Genomic DNA, 20193 nt, shown 5'->3' with positions numbered 1-20193 from the left:
ACATGTTTCATTACAATCAGGACATTTTATTTGTCGCATAAACTCTTCCTCCATATTTGTTTATATATAGGAAGATATAACCTCATTTTAGTCAGTAATTACAAGGGTTAATTGATGTTTCCACCCACACTTTTTGTCCACCCTCAAACTTCTCCCAAAAAAGATTAAACCCTTATAACACTAGTAAATATCTAGTGTTATAAGGGTTTTTACACACACTTTTTGTCCTATAAGCCATTTTTGGGCACAAAAAAACAGGATGTATCACGAAGATACATCCTGTTTTTGAGCTTTCACAAGCTCGAAGGGAAGTAGTCGTATTATTTGTAAATACGGGAACCGTATACGTCACGTTGATTTTCAGGTTCGTTGTTAACGCGAACACGTTCAGTTTTGTGACGATCGTTGTCACCACCAGAGATACGATCGATGCGGAAGTGGTTAAGACGAATGTTTTGTAATTCAGGGCCGAATTCATTCATCGCACGTTTCATGTTTTCGTCGATAGGAGCACCATTTTGAAGTGCACGGTACAACATTGTGGCGAATTCGTAGCGAGTCATTTTTGCATCGCCTTTGAATGTGCCATCAGGGTAGCCAACAAGGATACCATTACCAGCCAATTGGCTAATGTATTGGTAAGCCCAGTGATTTTGAGGAACATCTGGGAATTCAGCAGTTTTGCTAGGATCGATTGCAAGTGGATTCATGATTTGTAACAAGTTGTTATATTTGTTTTCCATATCTTGAAGACGTGCGTTCAATTCAGCGATTTCACGACCCATAGCTACGCGGGAACGGGACTCAGGAGAACGTTTACCAAGACGAAGAGATACGCCTGCGTTCAATTGAGTTTCACCAGTACCTACAGTACCACCAACGGAGAACATAGTGTCTTCGTTAGGGCGGTAGAACGCGCCTAATGCAGCGGAGTTTGCATTGTGGTAGTGACCATAACCAGCAGCGATTGTCCATTTGTCATCTGGGTTGAAGTCCAATGGATGCAATGCAGCCAATGCAGCGGAACCTGCACCTACTTTATTAACGCGTTTTTCAACATCGCCTATACGATTATTAATATTTGTAATTTGGTTAGTTACGTTAGAAGGTACACTTTTCTTAATTTGATCTTGCAAATCATTTGCTACGGAGTACAATTGGCTACCATTTACAGCATCTGTAGATGTAGCGGAAATTTCACCTGCTGCGACGTTGTGAAGTTGACGTTCTTCACCAGCTTTGCCAACGGATACAGAGCCTACAGGGCTAGTACCTGCAAAACCACCAAATGCATGACCAGCTACAGTTGCGCTAGTTACATTAGTAGCAGAACGAGTAGTTGCATTAGCACCTAATGCAATGGAGTTTGCAGTGGATGCATTAGCTTTGTTACCGATTGCAATGCTGTAATCTGCGCTTGCAGAAGCATCAGAACCAAATACATTAGTACGTACACCATCAGCATGGGCACCAGCACCAAATGCTTGAGCGTGATCGCCATTTGCATATGCAGAGGAACCAATAGCATTAGCATGGTTACCTTTAGCTTGTGCATCAGCACCGATAGCATTTGCTTTATAACCAGTAGATTTAGCTTCATGACCAAATGCTAAGGAACGTACATCAGAAGCAGCTGCGCGTGTACCAACTGCAATGCCCCAAGTTTTATCAGCTTGTGCACCATGACCGATAGCAATAGATTCGCTCATTTTAGCTTGAGCTTCATTACCTACTGCCAATGCAGAGCTACCTAATGCAGTATTTTTAGAACCAATAGCGACGGAGTTGCTATTCCAAGAACCATTTAAAAGTGTAGCAGCATCAGACTCATTATCGAAAGCACGATCGCGGTAGTTTGTAGTAGTACCAGCTACAGTATTGTTATAACCATAAGCAATCGCATTTGTACCATTAGCAATGTTAGCATCACCAAAAGCTTGTGCATATGCACCTGTTACAGTATTGCCGTCACCGAAGGCATTAGCTTGGTTACCATTAATAGTGTTTTGGTTACCAAAAGCACTGCTAGAACCATTAGCGCTTGTAATTGTATTACCTTGGCCTACAGCGATGCTTGTAGCTGTACCAATGGCAACAGTACCATAAGACACAGTATTATGTGCATCAGGAGATGCCGTTGCATTACCTGCTGCAAAGATAAAACCATCTGCAGTTGTCACAGGAGCTGCACTTACAGGCGCAACAGCAGAACCTACTGCTGCAACTGCAGCTAATACAGCAAACGCTAATTTTTTGGAATGTTTAATTTCTCTCATCTTACACCCTCACTAAATTAAAAAACTTAACCAAATTACAATACAATACAATTTTTCAACCTCTCTAAGTATTCCGCCTCTCTCCTCGGGCTGATTAGGAAATATTTCTAATTTATCTCTCAAAGAAATACATCCATTTCAGTTTAAGAAAAATTTATATTGTTCATTACCCGCATAGCATATCAAAGTTTTACGATATATACAAGCCTTTTTACCACATAAACTTCATTAATAAGTCTTCATATATCCTAAAAATAGCTTGATTACTAGTGTTTTGTATCAAGTTAATATATTCATCATTTTTTATAATGAGTGAAAAAAATCACAACTTTTCAAGTATTTTTCAAGTACTAAACTGAATAACTTATAAATAATTAATCATTCTATAAGTATTTAGAATATAGCATAAACCCCCAACAACCCATATTCACTCTTCATTCATGAATATTTGGTGAAAGTGGCTTTTACGCATATTTAATCTCCATTCTTTTAATTTATATTTATTTTATAATTTATATTTAGTCACTATACAACTATACATATCAACATATATACATATCACAGCTAAAGCTTTAAAGGAATAAAGTCTACAATTTTTCCTTTGAATATCCAATGTTTTATGTATACACAACTAAAACAAAAGTAAGCCTCCTAGCTTTTCTAAAGAAAACAAGAGGCTTACTCAAATTTTTATATTAAATTATGCTAATAATGCACTTACTAGTTCTTCCGCTTTATTAAGATCAGAAGCGTCTGGATTCCAGTTACATTTAATTTCTGGTTCTACTACAGCAAAACCATATTTAGTTAACTCTTCACGAAGGACTTTCGTAGATTCACCAGACCAACCATAGGTACCGAATACAGCGGCCTTTTTATTTTTAAATTTCAATTCACGTAAGAAGTCGAGCCAACCAGCTACACTGGACAGTACGCTATTCCCTGTTGTTGGAGAGCCTACTGCGATTGCTTTAGACTTAAATACTTCTGTCATGATGTCATTTTTATTGGTTTTACTAATGTTGTAGATTTTAACACGCGTATCTGGAGCTTGCTTAGAAATTTCTTCAGCAATCTTATGGGCTAATTTCTTTGTGCCATCCCACATTGTATCGTACACCACTGTGATTTGGTCTTCTTGATACGCTTGAGACCATTCATAGTATTTTTCTACAATTTGCATTGGGTTTTCACGCCAAATAGCACCATGGCTGGTAGCGATGATATCAATTGGCAAGTTGAGCTTTTGAATTTCTTCAATTTTAGCTTTTACCAATGGAGAGAATGGATTCAAAATATTAGCGTAATATTTCATCGCCTCTGCCCATAAACGACATTGATCAGCCTTATCGGCCCACAATTCTTCTACCGCGTAATGTTGACCGAACGCATCGTTAGAGAACAAAATATTGTCGCCAGTCATATAGGTTGCCATGGAATCAGGCCAATGAAGCATGCGCATTTCTACGAATACCAAGGATTTACCATTGCCGATATCTACGGAATCACCTGTTTTAACAACTTGAAAATTCCATTCCGGATGATGATATTGACCCACCAAGGACTTAACGGCATTTTCCGTACAGTAAATTGGAGTATTAGGAATTTTTTCCATCAATGCAGGTAAGGAACCGCTGTGATCCACTTCGCCGTGGTTACATACGATGAAATCAATCTTATTTAAATCGATTTCAGCTTCCAAATTATCGATAAACTCTGAGGAATGAGGTTTCCACACCGTATCGATGAGGACGGTTTTCTCCTCTTCAATCAAGTACGCATTTTGGCTGGAACCATTGTTAATACTGTAATCAGAACCGTGGAACTCATTCAATTCCCAGTCGATTTTCCCCACCCAAGATACGTTATTTTTAATGTGCTTTCTCATAATAACCTCCGTTTTCTGTGAAAGTATAGGTACTTACCTCACTCCTAATATATTTTAGAATCAAGGAATATGTGGAACTTTCACCAGTACAACCAAATCTATGGCCCAAATGTTATATCAAATGACATAACACGAATCGGTCATTAACTATAGTTTTATTATATCGAATTCAGAAGAAATAGTCCGTATCTGCAGGTACAGATTTAAGAATTAATATAAAAAACCACTCATAGGTATTCAAATACTATACATTAGTATATATTGATACGCCATGAGTGGTTACGACTATATTCAGTTTGATGGCGGATTATTTATGACTCTGCTAGATAATTCAGAATAACGCCAGATTATTTATTATCTGGTTGAGACAATCCTGGAATAGCTTTATAGATATATAGTGCAATATATCCATCAACTAAACTATGAACAATAGTACCAGCACCAACAAGTACGAACACAACGTAGATAAGATCAATATTAGGTATCGTAGTTGTTGTGTAGAACAAGAGGCAGGCTAGTACTTCTCCAATGGCATGAATAATAGCACAGACAAAGTTAAATGCAGCAAAAGATAACGCCCCTGTTAATACACCTGGATGATGTTTAATATAATAAGCCCCCATCAAAGCAAAGATAATATGAGAGGCAGCGCGCATAACGATAACAATAGGGAACCCTGCCACGAAGAAACCTAGCGTAGAACCTATTACGACACAAGCCGCCATCTTACGGGACAAGAACATGGCCAGGAATATAGGCACGTGACTCGCCAGCGTATACGATGCCGGCGGTATGACAACTTTCAACGGCATCATAATAGGAATCATAATGGCTAATGCCATCAATAACGCAGTAATGGTTAAATTTCGATACATGGAAGAATTCATAAAGCCCTCCTTATTAGCTCTTCTCTCATCTAACAATATGATTATGATAATTATGATATAAGACCAATCTAATTAATGGCTACATTAACAGTCTTATAGATTAGTGACCTACGTTCCCCCACAAGTTAAGGATAACAACACCAACCACAATAAGACCTATCCCCAAAATAGTGTACATATTATAGCCCTCACTAAAGATAAAGACAGAAATGAGTGCTGTCACCACGAGACCTACGCCAGACCAGGTAGCATAGGTAACACTGAGTGGAATATATTTCAGTACATGCGTCAATGTATAGAAAGATCCTACATAGCCAAGCACACAAGCAACGGTCTGTAACGGCCGTGTAAAACCATCAGATGCTTTCAACATGGTCGTAGCAAATAGCTCAAGCCCTATAGATAAGGCAAGCAAAAAATAAGGTAACATAACACCTCCCGCAAAAAAGAGAGGGACTAGCCCTCTCTCATATAATAACCTATATATAATATTTCTGCATTATAAAGTATATGATTAGATTTTGAAATGATTTAGCTCACTTGATGAGCTTTCAAAACCTTGTTCCCTACAATTATAGACGTTCAATAACAGCTTGCGCCATTTCTGTGGTACCTACGCGTTTTAACCCTTCACGGTAGATATCGCCTGTGCGGTAACCATCAACGAGCACTTGTTCAACAGCTTTTTCAATAGCGTCAGCCACTTGAGGCAAATCAAGGGAGTGACGGCACATCATAGCTGCGGACAAGATTGTACCCAATGGGTTCGCCAAGTTTTGGCCCATAATATCTGGTGCAGAACCGTGGATTGGTTCGTACAATGCTGTGCCTGTACCCATGGATGCAGATGGTAAAAGCCCGATGGAACCAGAGATAACAGCGCCTTCGTCAGACAAGATGTCGCCGAACAAGTTTGTTGTTACGATAACGTCGAATTGTGCAGGATTTACAACGAGTTGCATCGCTGTATTATCCACATAGAAGTAATCTGTTGTGATATCTGGATTAGCTGCCGCTTTCTCTTGAGCGATTTTACGCCACAAACGAGAAGATGCCAATACATTTGCTTTATCTACGGATACAACCTTTTTGTTACGTTTACGAGCTGTTTCCATAGCGATATCCATGATGCGCTCTACTTCGTAACGGCTATAAGTTTCTTTATCCCAAGCGAACTCGTTAGCACCTTCACCTTGCGCCTCTTCGCGTTCACCGAAGTAAATACCACCAGTCAACTCACGAACGATAACGAAATCTACATCTTGAACGAGTTCCTTTTTAAGTGGGGAATACTCTTGCAAGGACGGATAGATTTTTACAGGACGCAAGTTACAGAACAAACCAAGCTCCTTACGAAGACCTAGGATTGCTTTTTCAGGACGGATAGAAGGATCTACATTATCCCATTTAGGACCGCCTACAGCACCAAGCAATACAGCATCAGCAGCTTTACAAGCCTCGATTGTATCCTCAGTCAAAGGCACACCGTATGCATCAATAGACGCACCGCCCGCTTTTTTATCAATCCAATTAACCTTTACATTAGCTTTCTCAAAAGCCACATCACACACAGCCTTCGCTGCAGCAATAATTTCAGTACCGATACCATCACCAGGAATCAATACGATATTCTTTTCGCTCATATTACCTCTCCATATAGTAATTTCCCTCCGCCACAAATTCATTCAAGATTTTGATAGCTGCTAGGTTTTTAAAGTTTTGAGCAAAACCGAATAATAAAATACGTAGATCCGAGGTGCATGCGCTAACGCGACTTTAGCAGGTCAAGGCTATGCCGCAGACCGTTAAGCTAGCTGGAGCGGCGGCGCATCACCGAGGATCGGTAACGTAGTATTATTTACGGTTTTTCGCAAAGTTCACAAGACCACCAGCTGCCGCAATATCTTGAATGAATTGTGGCAACTCAGTCCCTTGGTATTGTTCGTTTTTAGTCAAGTTGTACACGATACCTTTAGACAAGTCTACGCCGATTGCATCACCAGCGTCGATACGATCGACTTGTTCGCCGATTTCCACTACTGGCAAACCGATGTTGATAGCATTGCGGAAGAAGATACGTGCAAAGGAATGTGCTACGATAACAGGCACGCCTTTTGCTTTGATAACGCCTGGTGCGTGTTCACGGGAGGAACCACAACCAAAGTTTTTGCCAGCTACCATGATTTCACCAGCTTTCACATTGGGAGCGAAAGTAGTATCAATATCTTCCATCGCATGTTCCGCCAATTCGTTCCAGTCAGCAATCGCCAAGTAACGAGCCGGAATGATTACGTCTGTATCTACATCGTCGCCGTAGCGCCAGATTTTTTTACTTTCAAAATCCATATTAAACCTCCTCAGGGCCTGCAATGCGGCCTAATACAGCACTCGCTGCCGCCACGTAAGGGCTTGCCAAATATACTTCAGAATCAACGTGACCCATACGACCACGGAAGTTACGGTTTGTTGTGGAAACGGTGCGTTCCCCTTCAGCCATGATACCCATGTAACCGCCAAGGCATGGACCACATGTTGGCGTGGACACAGCGCAGTCAGCTTGAATGAAGATGTCCAATAAACCATCTTTCAACGCTTGGTCATATACATCTTGGGAACCAGGGATTACGATACAACGAACGAATGGAGCCACCTTGCGACCTTTGAAGATTTCCGCAGCTGCCACCAAGTCTTCGTAACGGCCATTTGTACAGGAACCGATGATAACTTGGTCGATTTTAATATCCTTGTCGATTTCGTTGATGTAATGTGTGTTAGATGGCAAATGAGGGAATGCTACAACTGGTTGCAATTTAGACAAGTCAATTGTAATTGTTTGAGCATATACTGCATCAGCATCTGGAGCGATTGGTTCAACAGGACGGTTTACGCGGCCTTTGATGTATTCTTCAGTAATTGCATCGTAAGGGAATACGCCACATTTACCGCCCGCTTCGATAGCCATGTTACAGATTGTAAGACGGTCAGCCATAGTCATGTGTTGTACGCCGTCGCCAGCGAATTCAAGAGCCATGTAACGAGCACCGTCTACGCCGATTTGACCGATTAAATCAAGAATTACGTCTTTACCAGTTATCCATTTGTTAGGTTTGCCGATAAGTTCAACTTTAATAGTTTCAGGTACTTTGAACCAAGTTTTACCTTCTGCCATAGCAACGCCCGCATCAGTGGAGCCTACGCCTGTGGAGAATGCATTTACCGCACCATATGTACAAGTGTGGGAGTCCGCACCAATGATCATTTCACCAGGGCCGATAAGACCTTTTTCTGGCAAAATAACGTGCTCGATACCCATTCTACCTACTTCAAAGTAGTTTGTAATGCCATGTTCGCGTACGAAGTCGCGCATTACTTTCGCTTGTGTAGCAGATTGAATATCTTTATTTGGTGTGAAATGATCTGGCACTAAGTAGATTTTATGACGGTCAAATACAGGTTTGCCGATTTTCAAGAACTCTTTACGCGCCGGTGGGAATGTGATGTCGTTCATCAAAACAGCGTCCAAATGACATTCGATGATTTGGCCCGGTTTTACAACATCAAGACCCGCGTGGCGAGCCATATTCTTTTCAGTAATGGTCATACCCATATTATTCTTCCTCCTGTTGTTCTAGCTCCATAGCTAGGAATACTGAGTTAACTGCATTAATGTATGCGTTCACACTTGATTTAACGATATCGGTGCTAATACCACGACCATGGTACAAGCGACCGTTGTATTCTACCTTAAGGGTTGCTTCCCCAAGGGCATCTTTACCGGCTGTGATAGCACGGATTTGGTAGTCTTTTAAGCTGATTGGCAAGCCAACGACACGTTCAACCGCTTTAAGGGATGCGTCTACTGGACCATCACCTACGGCAGCATCGGCTTTTTCACCTTCTGGTGTCATGAGGCGAACGTCAGCATAAGCATAACCTTTTTCACCTAATTTATAGTATTGAGCCACAAGCTCGAATGCTTTTTTATGGTGCATATTATCGACTACAAGAGCTACGATGTCATCGTCGTATACTTGTTTTTTGCGGTCCGCCAATTCTTTGAATTTAGCGAAGAGGTCGTTGATTTTCTCTTCAGTGAAAGATTGGAAACCAAGTTTTGCCAAATGATCAGCGAAGGCATGACGGCCAGAGTGTTTGCCCAATACGAGGTCTGTTTTTTCAGCCCCTACGGACTCAGGAGTCATGATTTCATACGTTTCAGGGTTGCTCATCATACCATGTTGGTGAATACCAGACTCATGAGCAAAGGCGTTAGAACCTACGATTGGTTTGTTTGGTGGAACTACAACACCTGTTAAACGGCTCACAAGTTTAGACAATTTAGTGAATTGTTTTGTATCGATATTCACTTCAAGATCGCCGAAGTAATCATGGCGTGTTTTAAGAGCCATTACAACTTCTTCAATCGCTACGTTACCAGCCCGTTCGCCTAGGCCATTAATTGTGCCTTCTACTTGGCGTGCACCTGCTTTAATAGCAGCTAACGTATTCGCATTGGCAAGACCTAAGTCGTCATGGCAGTGAACAGAGATAATTGCATTTTCAATGCCTGGTGTATGTTCTTTGATGTAACGAATTTTATCACCGAACTCATTAGGGTTCATATAACCTACTGTGTCTGGCACATTAATAATTGTTGCGCCACCAGCAATGGCAACACCAAATACTTGGCATGCAAAATCTAAATCAGAGCGTGCCGCGTCTTCACCGGAGAACTCGATTTCATCAACCTTACCTTTTGCATATGCCAATACGGATTTAACCTTATCCAATACCTCTTGGCGAGTCATTTTTAATTTATATTTCATATGAAGTTCGGAAATAGCAATGAATACATGCAAACGGCTGCGTTCCGCATCTTTCAATGCATCAATCGCTTTTTGTACGTCCTTTTCATTAGCACGTGCCAACGCACAAATTGTTGCGCCTTTCACTTCGCGTGCAATCGTTTGTACTGCTTCAAAATCTCCAGGGGATGCTGCTGGGAAGCCAGCCTCGATTACGTCGATGCCGAGGCGTACTAGGCCTTTCGCAATTTCAATTTTTTCAGGAGTTTGTAAAGACACACCTGGTGTTTGTTCCCCATCACGAAGGGTTGTATCGAAGAAATATACGCGATTTTGATCCATAATCTTCACCTTTTCTATACTAATAAAACATAACGCTGTATTATATCTATCTATTGTGAAAGTTTAGTAAAATCGCCGATTTCAACGCTATTTCGGCTGAAGCCAATGTAGATACATCAAATCAGTAATTTTACTAGACTTTTACAATAAAAAAAGCCCCTAGAACAACTGTCGTTGCTCAAAGGGGCGTTATATTCATAACACGGTACCACCCTAATTGGGACTCGTTGTGGGTATAACGGAACCACCGTCGATGACTACTGCTGTATTCGCCACCAAAGCTCACGGGAGAGTGTCAGCATACAACCTCTATTGCCTCGCACCAACCGGCAACTCTCTGAAAGCAGGACCTGTAAACCTTTATACCCATTCATAGCTTGTTTTTAAGATATAAGGGTATTGTACTGTATTCTATAGACTTATGTCAATTAAAATAAAATGAATATACTGTATTCTAATATTTATCTATATATCTCTCTTTATCAATCCTTCTAGAAACGTATATATGTACGGTGTATAATCTAGTTGTTACTACTCCAATCTGGTAACAGAAAGGAGGTGAGACTATGTTAGACATTTTGATATCCCTTTTAATGTCTGTCGTAGCAGGTATAACTTGTCACTATATCTGCAAGTGGCTAGATAGACATTCTCGTTAGTAACTAGCACAATAAAAATAGCAGGGCTGCCACCCTGCTATTTTTTCGTTCATATGAGACTATGTCACATATTGACATCCCTTGTCATATATAGAATAACACTTCACTATAGTGTAGTCAATAAATCCTCTACGCAATCACTCTTAAAAGCTTATCCACTCTAAATTCTCAAAATTATTTAGAATTCGTTTATCCATTTTTACCACTTGATTGGAAAACTCTATTCGATTATTAACAAATGAAATATCTGTATACCATTCCTTTAAACTAGCATACACTTCCTTCTCTAAATCAATAATAATGGTTTCAATGGGATCCCAGGTTTTGCATCTTACAGACTCGACCATAACCATACTATTACCTATGAAAGTAACGTCCCTACCATAAATCCAAAACGGTAATACTTTCCCCTTTATAGAAATAGAATATATAGCATCTCCATGAGGTGGTTCCATTTCATATTGTGCTTTTATATTGTACTTTTCCATTATCTCATTGCTAGCATTTTCTATATATGGCAACTTTGAAACCTTATAATTATTTGCGTTCATAAAAGCTCCATTATTTTTAATATCAACCACAACCATAAGGACTGTATATCGCTATTTGTGTAAAGAGTATTTTGCTATACTATAGGTGTTGCTAACCCTAATCTAGCAACAGAAAGGGGGTGTAGTTATTGCACAACAACTATCAATTTTGGCTAGCCGTCATGGTAAATGTACTCGCCTACTACATTTGCAAGTGGTTAGACGCTTTCCTAGCCCTTTTATTTAGCAACTAGCCCAACGCTCTAGCATTAGCGTAATAATGTAAAAAATCCCTCGGAGTTGCCGCTCCGGGGGATTTTGTAGTTAATTGCACAACTATCAATTGCCTATCTATAATATACTACATTCAAAATGTTTTTTCAATAATCTACGCTCTTAATCATTTCTCTAGCCCGCTCCACAGAAACTGGCTCATTAAATAAGAACACATGGCTCTGCCCCGCATGTTCCCAAGATGCTAAGTAAAGGGCGTCATCTACCATTCGATAGGTTATCGTCATCCCATTTATAACATCGGTTTTCTGAGGTAAGTAATCCTTATAATCACCTGCAATATTACCTGATACTGTAGATACGCGATACTTAATATACTTTGGTATATCATCTACACGGTCAAAATATGTTCCTTTTAAAAGCTCATGATAGGCATACACAACTTGTAATACATCGTGATCCACAATGGATACATGTACAGGACGTAACCCCTCTAAACCACTTGGCAACTGTGGCTTAAAGTTCAAATGTTGCTTAGCCTCATATACAGTATCAAACACCTCTAGAGATTGACCTTTACGAGTGCTTTTATAATCCTCATCAGTCATAGTGCAACTTCCAAGTCTATCTGGACATGGGAACTCATTCCGATCCCCATAAGGCTGGTCATAAATAGAATTACCATTAAGACGGAATCTCATCAAATCATCTGCGGACACAACATTGATGGAACCTATAAAAGCTAGCGTAGCTAACGCACATACAACCTTTTTCATAATACATTCCCCTGCAAACAAACTACATATAGTAAGTTAATTATATCACCTAAAAAGCTAATATTCTTATATTCATAAGTATTTTTCGTCCAGGAAAAGATATATATTATGCTTGCAATTCGCAGTTATAAGATTGCAATTATATAGCATTGGCATTACAATAGAAGTAACAGGAGGTGATACTATGGCTAAAACAGCCTCTATCAGTTTGCGTATCGAGCCAGCTGTAAAAGCACAATTAGAAGCACTATATGCTAGCTTTGGCATATCCGTAACTGATGCAATTAATATTTTTCTCCACACATCACTAATGGAAGGCGGATTTCCATTTCAACCTAAACAACCTCGTTATAATGCAGAAACAGAAGCTGCTATTCAAGAAACGAAAGATATATTGGCAGGAAAAGTAAAAGCAAAATCATATGCTAATGTAAAAGAAATGATTGAGGATTTAGGATTGGAGTAATCAGTTATGTTGAGATTAGTGCTTAGCAGTAAGTTCAAAAAGGACCTAAAGCGCTCAAAAAAACGCGGTAAAGATCTCAATAAACTCTATTCAATCATCAATAAATTACAGAATCAAACGCTATTAGATCCTGGTTATAAAGATCATCCATTAACAGGAAACTACGAAGGCTTTAGAGAGTTACATATCGAGCCAGATTGGCTTCTAATTTATGCAATTAAAGATGACATATTAGTATTATCTTTAACTCGCACGGGTAGCCATTCAGATTTATTCTAACTAAGCTTAAGAGGAATGTGAAAGCATTCCTCTTTTCTATTCCCCAAAAAATTTATACCAGTTATTATCATAAATCTATTCTATTTGATAGTATCTATCGCAAATCATTCTACTATTCAAAATTATTGTAGGTGCTATAATGAACTTATAAAAACGAACAGGTGCTCATATGATAGTAAGTGCATCTTTCCAAACTCATATTTACTAGTTATATCAAGGAGATTATCATGACACATACACAATTAACACAACTCGTACAAGCATTATTAGATGCACCTACAAGCAATGAAACAGTAAAGGAATTCGCTCAATCTTGGATTAATGCAGAAGGTACACCTAAACAAGAAGAACTCACGAAACAACTCGTATCCGTAGCAGAAGAAAATATTGCGCTTATCGACGAAACAATCGGCTTTGCAGGCTCTGAACTCGCTACACAAATCCTTGGCTCAGAAGGCGCAGCTAACCTATTACAACACGCTAAAGACATCAAAGCAGAAGGCGCAGAATTCTGCGACTGCCCTAGCTGCGTAGCATGTAAAAACGTTATTGATTTGAAAGCGGAAATTTAGAAATCGAAGAAAAAGAGACTCCAATAAAGGAGTCTCTTTTTTCTAGATACTAAATCTTAAGTTCTTTTCCTTTAGAAAAAATCACTTTAGATACTTTATCTCTACTTTTGTTTATAACTAGACTAATACCATATTCGTAATTATATTTAGACTTTGTAAGCTCAGTCAATTTATCTTTATCAGCCGAAACTTTAGATTTATTCCACCAAGTTTTTACTTCTATCGCAATAAAATTATTACGTTTACCTCTCTTATGAATAATAATATCTGGTATTACATTCTGCTTTAGTTTTTCAACAAATTTACCCTCATAACCAAATCTATTATACTCACAATCCACATCATACTCTTCAAATAAGGGCGTAAGATATGCGCCCAATTTATGAGTAATAGATCGTTCACTAACATGATTATTCTTTTCAGAATGAATCAAATATTGGTCCTTTTCATATAACTTATTTAAAGCTTCCTCCACCTTATCTAAAATATTATTTAAAGTATTCATAAGACTCTCTCTGCTTAATCTTCAAATTATGATAAATATAGCAACAATATAGTAATAAATTTGTTTACTTACTTCATATCTAGTGCTTGCAATCTTTGAACAAGTTTATCTGCATACCCATAGATATCACTAATATTTTCAATTGTATATTTTATTTTTTCACCATTTTCAACAATAGCAATAGATTTCTTATTCTTTTTAATATAGATTCGACATAACCATTTAGTAATACGCTCATCTAAGATTATTGCAAAATAACTTTCTTTATCACTATAAGAAATTCGTTCTACATCAATATATTTACTAAGAATTGCTCTTACAATGTAATATGCTTCAAGTTCTTCTTCTGTTGTAACAATATTACTCTCTACTTCATCATTAATATTTGTATCTTCATTATCAGCTTGAGACTCTGTTGTTGAGACAGGCTCTGTATTTGCAAAAGCAGTCTCAATCTTTTTACTAAGCATTTCTTTTATAATATAATCAAAGGCATTTTTTACAATAGGAGTATATTTTTCAATAACAGCCTGTGTTTTTACTCGATTATAAACACCTTTACCCAATATAAATTTAACTAATTCATCACTAGGATTTTCTATTTCATCTTTAATAATTTGTCGAATCTGAGCCTCATTTTTTAAGCCTTCTGCCGAATCATAAATAGCATCTCGATCAAATTTTTCTTTTGTAAAATGCTGTAACTTTGCAATTTGCTCATCACGTAGTTCTAATAGATTAATTTCTAAAAATGGCGCTTCATCCATCTTATTAACTTCATCAATATCTGTATAGAATCTATATACAATACCGTTTGTAAGAATAGCAAACTTAGCTGTTGTTGTACCGAAATAACGATATAGTTGAGAGTCATGTTTTTCCAGTTTTTCATTAATTGATTTGCACTCAACTAAGATAACAGGCTCATTGTCTAGCTTGATTGCATAATCAACTTTTTCTCCCTTTTTAAGTCCCACATCTGCTACAAACTCTGGCATAAATTCATTTGGATTAAATACATCATACCCAAGAATTCTAAAGAACGGCATAATAAGGGATGTCTTTGTTGCCTCTTCTGTCAAAATATCATTTTTTAAAGTTTTAATCCGTTGCACATGTGATTTAATAAGACCTTCGAATTCCATAACAATACCTCCTAAATACTAATACACTCCCTTCATCTTATTTATATATTTCTACACAAAAACAAAAATCCCTGCATATATAAGCATAATTAATTTATAAAAGTAATAAACAAAATATAATAAGCAAAGAGGCTTTAGCAGAATACGTTATTATTGCATTCTGCTACAGCCTCTTATTTTACAAACTTGCCTTCACAAGTTATTTATGGGTGTATAGTTTTATGTATTGTGATTCGATTATTTAACTAAAAATTTTACTTACAATCTGTATTTATTTTACGAGGTTATTTACTAACATTATTTACTAATTTAGTTAATGTTTTGTTTTTATTGTTCCGCATATAGAATTGCTAGTGGATGGTTATCGTATGTACCTCTATGTTGGTCGTAAATGGTTTCTGCACCTGGTAATGGTGGCAAGCCCAAGGAGTCGGTACGTGTGAAGGCTTCAAATAGGCCTGGTGTAAGGTGCATGTTTGGAACATGTTCCGGTGTTACTTCGCGAACGATGGTATCGCCTTTACCGTTCATGATTTTATGACCAAATTCAGGATCTACCAAAGTACCACGGCCTACTGCAATAATATCAGTGTAGTTTTCTACGGCATCACGAGCCGCTTCTTCGCTGAAGATATTGCCTACAATAATAAGCTTTGTTTCGTCATCGAGAGCTGCTTTAAATAAAGAGCCAAAGGATTGATCTGCACCTTCTGGTTTGGAGTCATAGCCTCCCCATAAGGATAAGTGGATGTAATCTAACTCTTCTTTTACAATAGCCTCTACGAGTTGAAGGGATTCTTTATAGGTATAACCAATATCTGTACCGTGAATTTCTTCTGGGCTCAAGCGGTAGCCAATGATAAAGTTTTGTGCGCCCGCTTCTGCTACAACGCGTTTTACTTCACGCACAACGGCTAATGGGAAGCGCATGCGATTTTCTAAAGAGCCGCCCCATTTATCTGTACGGTGGTTTGTTAATACAGAGAAGAATTGTTGCAATAAATAGTGATTAGCACCGTGAATTTCTACGCCATCAAAGCCAGCTTCAATAGCTCGTTTTGTAGCACGACCAAAGTCTGCAATGATCTCTTTAATTTCACTTTCAGTAAGAGCACGAACAGGGAACTTACGTTGTAAGTCGCTAGGCGCTACTACGTCTTGATGGTTGATAAAGCGACCAATCGCCATGCGACCACCGTGATGGATTTGCATAACTGCTTTATTACCATCCTTCTTCAAAGCTTGTGCAATTTTCTTTGCTCCCTCTAAGTGAACATCAGAGTAAATGCCCATTTGAGATGGATAGCCAGGCATGTATGCTGGGCCACCACTTTCACTAACATAATGGAACTCAGTAATCAATAGGCCTGCGGCCTTAGAACGATGATTGTAATAACGAATCGTATCATTACTTGCATAGCCACCCTCTAATGCAGATTGACTTTGCATCGGAGCCAAGGCAATGCGGTTAGGAATCGTTAAACCACGACGAAATGTAATTGTATCTGTTAAGTTATGTTGTGCCATTATAGCCTCTTTCTCCTATTACTATAGGAATTTTATACGATATACATCTAGATGATGACTGAATTATATTTTCACATTCACATATTGCGAATTACCGATGTGTCAATTTATCATTATATCATATGTTTTATAAATAAAAGCCCCTGATTGATATGTACCACCTTTAGTGGTTCTCCAGTAAAAATAGCATATCCAAACAGGGGCTTTTCTTTATAAACTTGCTTCCACAAGTGATTTTGTATATGGGTGTACCGCTTCTTTAAGTCGTTTTGATTCGATGGTTTCTACGATTTGCCCATCTTTCATAACGATGATTCGGTCTGTTACGGCTTGTAATAGTCCGATGTCATGGCTGACGAATACGTAGCCGAAGGGTTGTTCCGAATGGAGTTTTTGTAATAGGTCTAACACTAGTTTTTGATTCACCGCATCAAGGGCTGATGTAGGTTCATCAAAGAGTACTAGTTTTGGATGCATCAACATAATCCTTGCCAGTACCAACCGTTGCAGCTGACCACCACTTACTTCATGAGGATATTTCTGAACAATAGTTTCAGGTAGATCTACATGTTTAATCCATTTGCGGATATCTTCCTTTGCAGCGGCTATATCCATAAGCCCATAGTTGATATACGGCTCTAAGAGAAATGCTTCTAAGTTCATTCTAGGCGGAATCACCGCCAAGGGATTTTGGAACATCATCTGCATAGAACGATATATTTCTGTATGATTTTGAATGGAATGGATTTCCTCACCAAAGAGTCGCAAGATGCCAGATGTAGGTTTTTCTAGCATAGCAATCATCCTGAGCAATGTACTTTTACCAGAACCACTACCACCAGCAATACCTACCCGTTCATTGGGAGCCACGGAAAAGGATACGTTATCTACAGCGCGGACCGTATGATTGTGGTTTGTATATTGTTTACAGATATTCTCGAGTTGAATCATACTACACCACTTTCATTACAGAATCTAACAAAATACGAGTATACTCATCTTTTGGGCATGCCATAACTTCTTCGGTGGAGCCTACTTCAACGAGCTGTCCCTTATTCATAACGCCAATGCTATTGGCAATTCGTGCGGCCGACTTGATATTATGAGTTACGATAATCACCGTTGCTCCAAGAGCTTGTGTTACCTCTTTCATAAGGTCCAATACAGAGGCTTGCACGAGCATGTCTAAGGCACTAGTTGGTTCATCAGCAAATACGATTCTAGGCTTTAAGATAAGACTTAAAGCTATAGCTAGTCGCTGTTGCATACCACCGCTCAGTTGAAACGGATAGGACTGCAAGATACGCTCGCCATCATTGAGATGAACTAACTTCAACATGTCGATGACGCGAGCTATTTCATAGCTTTCACCATGAGCACGGAATAAATCCTTGAAGTGATTTTCTACGGTGCGATTTAGATTTAGATAGGCGCTAGGATTTTGAAAGATCATAGAGATCTTGGTGCCCCGCAATTGTCGCCAATCACTAGCCTTCAAGGTAGAAACATCTGTACCATTTAAAAGGATTTGACCACTAATACTAGCTTGTTTCAACATGCCAAAGGCAGCGCGAACTAACGTAGATTTACCAGAGCCACTTTCACCAACGATGGCAAAGACCTCACCAGTAGGCACAGAGAAGGATACATTCCGTACTGCTTGCTCCGAACCGTATGAAATCGATACATTATCAAATACGATACAATCAGATTTATTCAATAGTAGAATCCTTTGTTAATAAGTAGTAATCGATTGGATGTACTGGTACATTTTTAACTTTTGTAGTGGATACAACAGTTGCACTTGGATACATCAAGTAGATATCTGCTACGTCATCAACTAGCAATTGTTGCGCTTGTTTAGCTTCGTTAGCACGTGCATTTTGATCAAATGTTACGGACAATTGATCGATTAATGCATCCACTTGAGGGTTGGAGTAAGCACCAACGTTTGCTTTAGCACCAGTTTTGTAGAACAAGCTGAGGTACCAGTATGGGTCATTTGTAGACATAGTAACCACAGCACGTTCTACCATATCAAAGCCATCTGTACCAAGTGTATCTACTTCACCAGGGCCTTGTAATTTTTTAAGAGTTACTGCAATGCCAGCTTGTTTCAATTCTTGTTGAATTTCTTCGTATAAGCTTGTGTCTTTACCCCAAATAGCAAGAGTTAGAGCCAATTCTTTACCATCTTTAGCATAGATACCGTTTGCATTTTTAGCATAGCCAGCTTGAGTCAAAAGTTGGTCGGCTTTAGCTACATCTGTCATCGGTTTATTAGCGATAGAATCAAAACCTAAATTAGCAGATGGTGGGAATGGAGCCGCACCTGGTGTAGAACTGTTACCAATGATTTTCGCCATAGAATCGTAGTTAATGATATGAGCAATAGCGGAACGTACAGCTTTGTCATGTAATGGAGATAATTCAGTATGGTTCAATTTCAACATGAGCACACGAACGCCTGCAACGTCTTGAATGTTGAAGCCATCTTTGAACAAGCTGCGGTTAGCAGAGTCCACTTTTTGGATTACATCAACGTCTTTAGATTGTAACGCCATAGCGCGTTTGTTGTTATCTTCGATATCTTTTACTGTTACAGTATCAAGACCTGGTTTGCCACCCCAGTAATCTGCGAAGGCAGCAAGTTCGATTGTTTCACCTTTTGTGAAAGCAGTGATTTTATAAGGACCTGTAAGAACTGGTTTAGATGCTACATCCTTAAGATCTGCAGTGTCCATGATAACGAACGCTGGTTCAGTTAAGCTAGATAACAAGGAACCATTAGGTTCTGTCGTTTTAATAATCAAGTTTTGACCATCTACTGTGATGGACTCGATTTTAACAGCTTTCGCGGAACGAGCACTTTGTTTCATTGTGTACTCGATAGACTCTTTAACCTTTTGTGGCGTCATTGGAGTACCATTATGGAATTTTACATTTTCACGGATGTGGAATTTCCATGTTGTAGGGTCCACATTTTCCCAAGAGTCTGCTAATTGTGGAGTAAATTTCATATCTGGTGTTACCGTTGCCAATGTTTCACCAGCGCCGATACGAGTCAAGGTCCACGCATCCCACTCGTGAGTTGGGTCTAATGTTTCACCAAACCAATATAAACCAACATTCATATGCTTCCCTTGTTTGCCTTGTTTAGCCGTATCGCTACCGCAACCAACCAAGAGAGCTACCATGCACAGCATAGTTAGACACGCTAATAACCAACGTTTCATAACTTCTCCTTTTTGAACATCGCCTCTGTGAAAAAGGCTTTCAACATAAACATCTATACACAGCGC

Annotated in this window: 19 protein-coding genes and 1 other annotated feature; of the genes, 3 read left to right on the top strand and 16 right to left on the bottom strand. The window is 38.9% G+C overall.

Going from position 1 to position 20193, the window contains the following annotated elements; all coding sequences use genetic code 11:
- Window positions 1-320: 320 nt before the first annotated feature.
- The 10 genes from VRHSUH09_RS02140 to VRHSUH09_RS02095 form a co-directional block, all read right to left on the bottom strand.
- Window positions 321-2276, bottom strand: a complete 1956-nt coding sequence (locus VRHSUH09_RS02140) for an S-layer homology domain-containing protein (protein WP_054748541.1) — start codon at window positions 2274-2276, stop codon at window positions 321-323.
- Window positions 2277-2976: 700 nt separating this feature from the next.
- The gene (locus VRHSUH09_RS02135) at window positions 2977-4164 is read right to left on the bottom strand and encodes an oxygen-binding di-iron domain-containing protein (protein WP_105081235.1); all 1188 of its coding nucleotides are present in this window, start codon (window positions 4162-4164) and stop codon (window positions 2977-2979) included.
- 347 nt (window positions 4165-4511) lie between these two features.
- Window positions 4512-5051 (bottom strand): hypothetical protein, encoded by a 540-nt coding sequence (locus VRHSUH09_RS02130; RefSeq protein WP_105081234.1) that lies wholly within the window; start codon window positions 5049-5051, stop codon window positions 4512-4514.
- Window positions 5052-5151: 100 nt separating this feature from the next.
- On the bottom strand, window positions 5152-5481 hold the full coding sequence (locus VRHSUH09_RS02125; protein WP_105081233.1) for a DMT family transporter: 330 nt from the start codon (window positions 5479-5481) through the stop codon (window positions 5152-5154).
- 142 nt (window positions 5482-5623) lie between these two features.
- Entirely contained in the window at window positions 5624-6694 is a 1071-nt protein-coding gene (gene leuB, locus VRHSUH09_RS02120; protein ID WP_054748546.1) for a 3-isopropylmalate dehydrogenase, read from the bottom strand.
- 211 nt (window positions 6695-6905) lie between these two features.
- Entirely contained in the window at window positions 6906-7397 is a 492-nt protein-coding gene (locus VRHSUH09_RS02115; protein WP_009351898.1) for a 3-isopropylmalate dehydratase small subunit, read from the bottom strand.
- A gap of 1 nt (window position 7398) precedes the next feature.
- On the bottom strand, window positions 7399-8658 hold the full coding sequence (leuC, locus tag VRHSUH09_RS02110) for a 3-isopropylmalate dehydratase large subunit (protein WP_105081232.1): 1260 nt from the start codon (window positions 8656-8658) through the stop codon (window positions 7399-7401).
- 1 nt (window position 8659) lies between these two features.
- Window positions 8660-10198: a 2-isopropylmalate synthase gene (locus VRHSUH09_RS02105; protein WP_105081231.1), complete on the bottom strand. Its 1539-nt coding sequence runs from the start codon at window positions 10196-10198 to the stop codon at window positions 8660-8662.
- Between the two features lie 179 nt (window positions 10199-10377).
- Window positions 10378-10581 (bottom strand) — a binding site (T-box leader).
- A 419-nt stretch (window positions 10582-11000) separates the two neighbouring features.
- Window positions 11001-11408, bottom strand: coding sequence for a hypothetical protein (locus VRHSUH09_RS02100; RefSeq protein ID WP_054748548.1), 408 nt, complete (start codon window positions 11406-11408; stop codon window positions 11001-11003).
- Between the two features lie 359 nt (window positions 11409-11767).
- Window positions 11768-12397 carry a hypothetical protein gene (locus VRHSUH09_RS02095; RefSeq protein WP_054748550.1) on the bottom strand — a complete coding sequence of 210 codons (630 nt, stop codon included), beginning with the start codon at window positions 12395-12397 and terminating at the stop codon, window positions 11768-11770.
- A 184-nt stretch (window positions 12398-12581) separates the two neighbouring features.
- Here VRHSUH09_RS02095 and VRHSUH09_RS02090 point away from each other — a divergent pair, with 184 nt between their 5' ends.
- The 3 genes from VRHSUH09_RS02090 (at window position 12582) to VRHSUH09_RS02080 (ending at window position 13714) form a co-directional block, all read left to right on the top strand.
- Window positions 12582-12863 (top strand): type II toxin-antitoxin system RelB/DinJ family antitoxin, encoded by a 282-nt coding sequence (locus VRHSUH09_RS02090; protein WP_004697933.1) that lies wholly within the window; start codon window positions 12582-12584, stop codon window positions 12861-12863.
- 6 nt (window positions 12864-12869) lie between these two features.
- Window positions 12870-13142, top strand: coding sequence for a type II toxin-antitoxin system RelE/ParE family toxin (locus VRHSUH09_RS02085; RefSeq protein ID WP_008603303.1), 273 nt, complete (start codon window positions 12870-12872; stop codon window positions 13140-13142).
- A 227-nt stretch (window positions 13143-13369) separates the two neighbouring features.
- Window positions 13370-13714 carry a hypothetical protein gene (locus tag VRHSUH09_RS02080; protein WP_054748553.1) on the top strand — a complete coding sequence of 115 codons (345 nt, stop codon included), beginning with the start codon at window positions 13370-13372 and terminating at the stop codon, window positions 13712-13714.
- A 49-nt stretch (window positions 13715-13763) separates the two neighbouring features.
- On the opposite strand, the gene VRHSUH09_RS02075 is transcribed toward VRHSUH09_RS02080, so the two are convergent.
- From VRHSUH09_RS02075 to VRHSUH09_RS02050, 6 genes are all read right to left on the bottom strand, one after another.
- Complete coding sequence (locus VRHSUH09_RS02075; protein ID WP_054748554.1) at window positions 13764-14219, bottom strand: hypothetical protein; 456 nt, start codon at window positions 14217-14219, stop codon at window positions 13764-13766.
- A gap of 68 nt (window positions 14220-14287) precedes the next feature.
- Window positions 14288-15364, bottom strand: a complete 1077-nt coding sequence (locus VRHSUH09_RS02070) for a type I restriction endonuclease (protein WP_054748556.1) — start codon at window positions 15362-15364, stop codon at window positions 14288-14290.
- Between the two features lie 327 nt (window positions 15365-15691).
- Window positions 15692-16891, bottom strand: a complete 1200-nt coding sequence (locus VRHSUH09_RS02065) for an NADH-dependent flavin oxidoreductase (protein ID WP_105081230.1) — start codon at window positions 16889-16891, stop codon at window positions 15692-15694.
- Between the two features lie 210 nt (window positions 16892-17101).
- Entirely contained in the window at window positions 17102-17842 is a 741-nt protein-coding gene (locus tag VRHSUH09_RS02060; protein WP_054748558.1) for an ABC transporter ATP-binding protein, read from the bottom strand.
- Window position 17843: 1 nt separating this feature from the next.
- Window positions 17844-18611, bottom strand: coding sequence for an ABC transporter ATP-binding protein (locus VRHSUH09_RS02055; RefSeq protein ID WP_054748560.1), 768 nt, complete (start codon window positions 18609-18611; stop codon window positions 17844-17846).
- Window positions 18604-20127, bottom strand: a complete 1524-nt coding sequence (locus VRHSUH09_RS02050; RefSeq protein WP_105081229.1) for an ABC transporter substrate-binding protein — start codon at window positions 20125-20127, stop codon at window positions 18604-18606. The genes VRHSUH09_RS02055 and VRHSUH09_RS02050 overlap by 8 nt, the downstream gene beginning before the upstream one ends.
- Window positions 20128-20193: the final 66 nt, after the last annotated feature.

It is taken from the genome of Veillonella rogosae JCM 15642, assembly GCF_002959775.1.
GTDB lineage: Bacteria > Bacillota > Negativicutes > Veillonellales > Veillonellaceae > Veillonella > Veillonella rogosae.
This window is presented reverse-complemented; position numbering and strand designations above follow the sequence as displayed.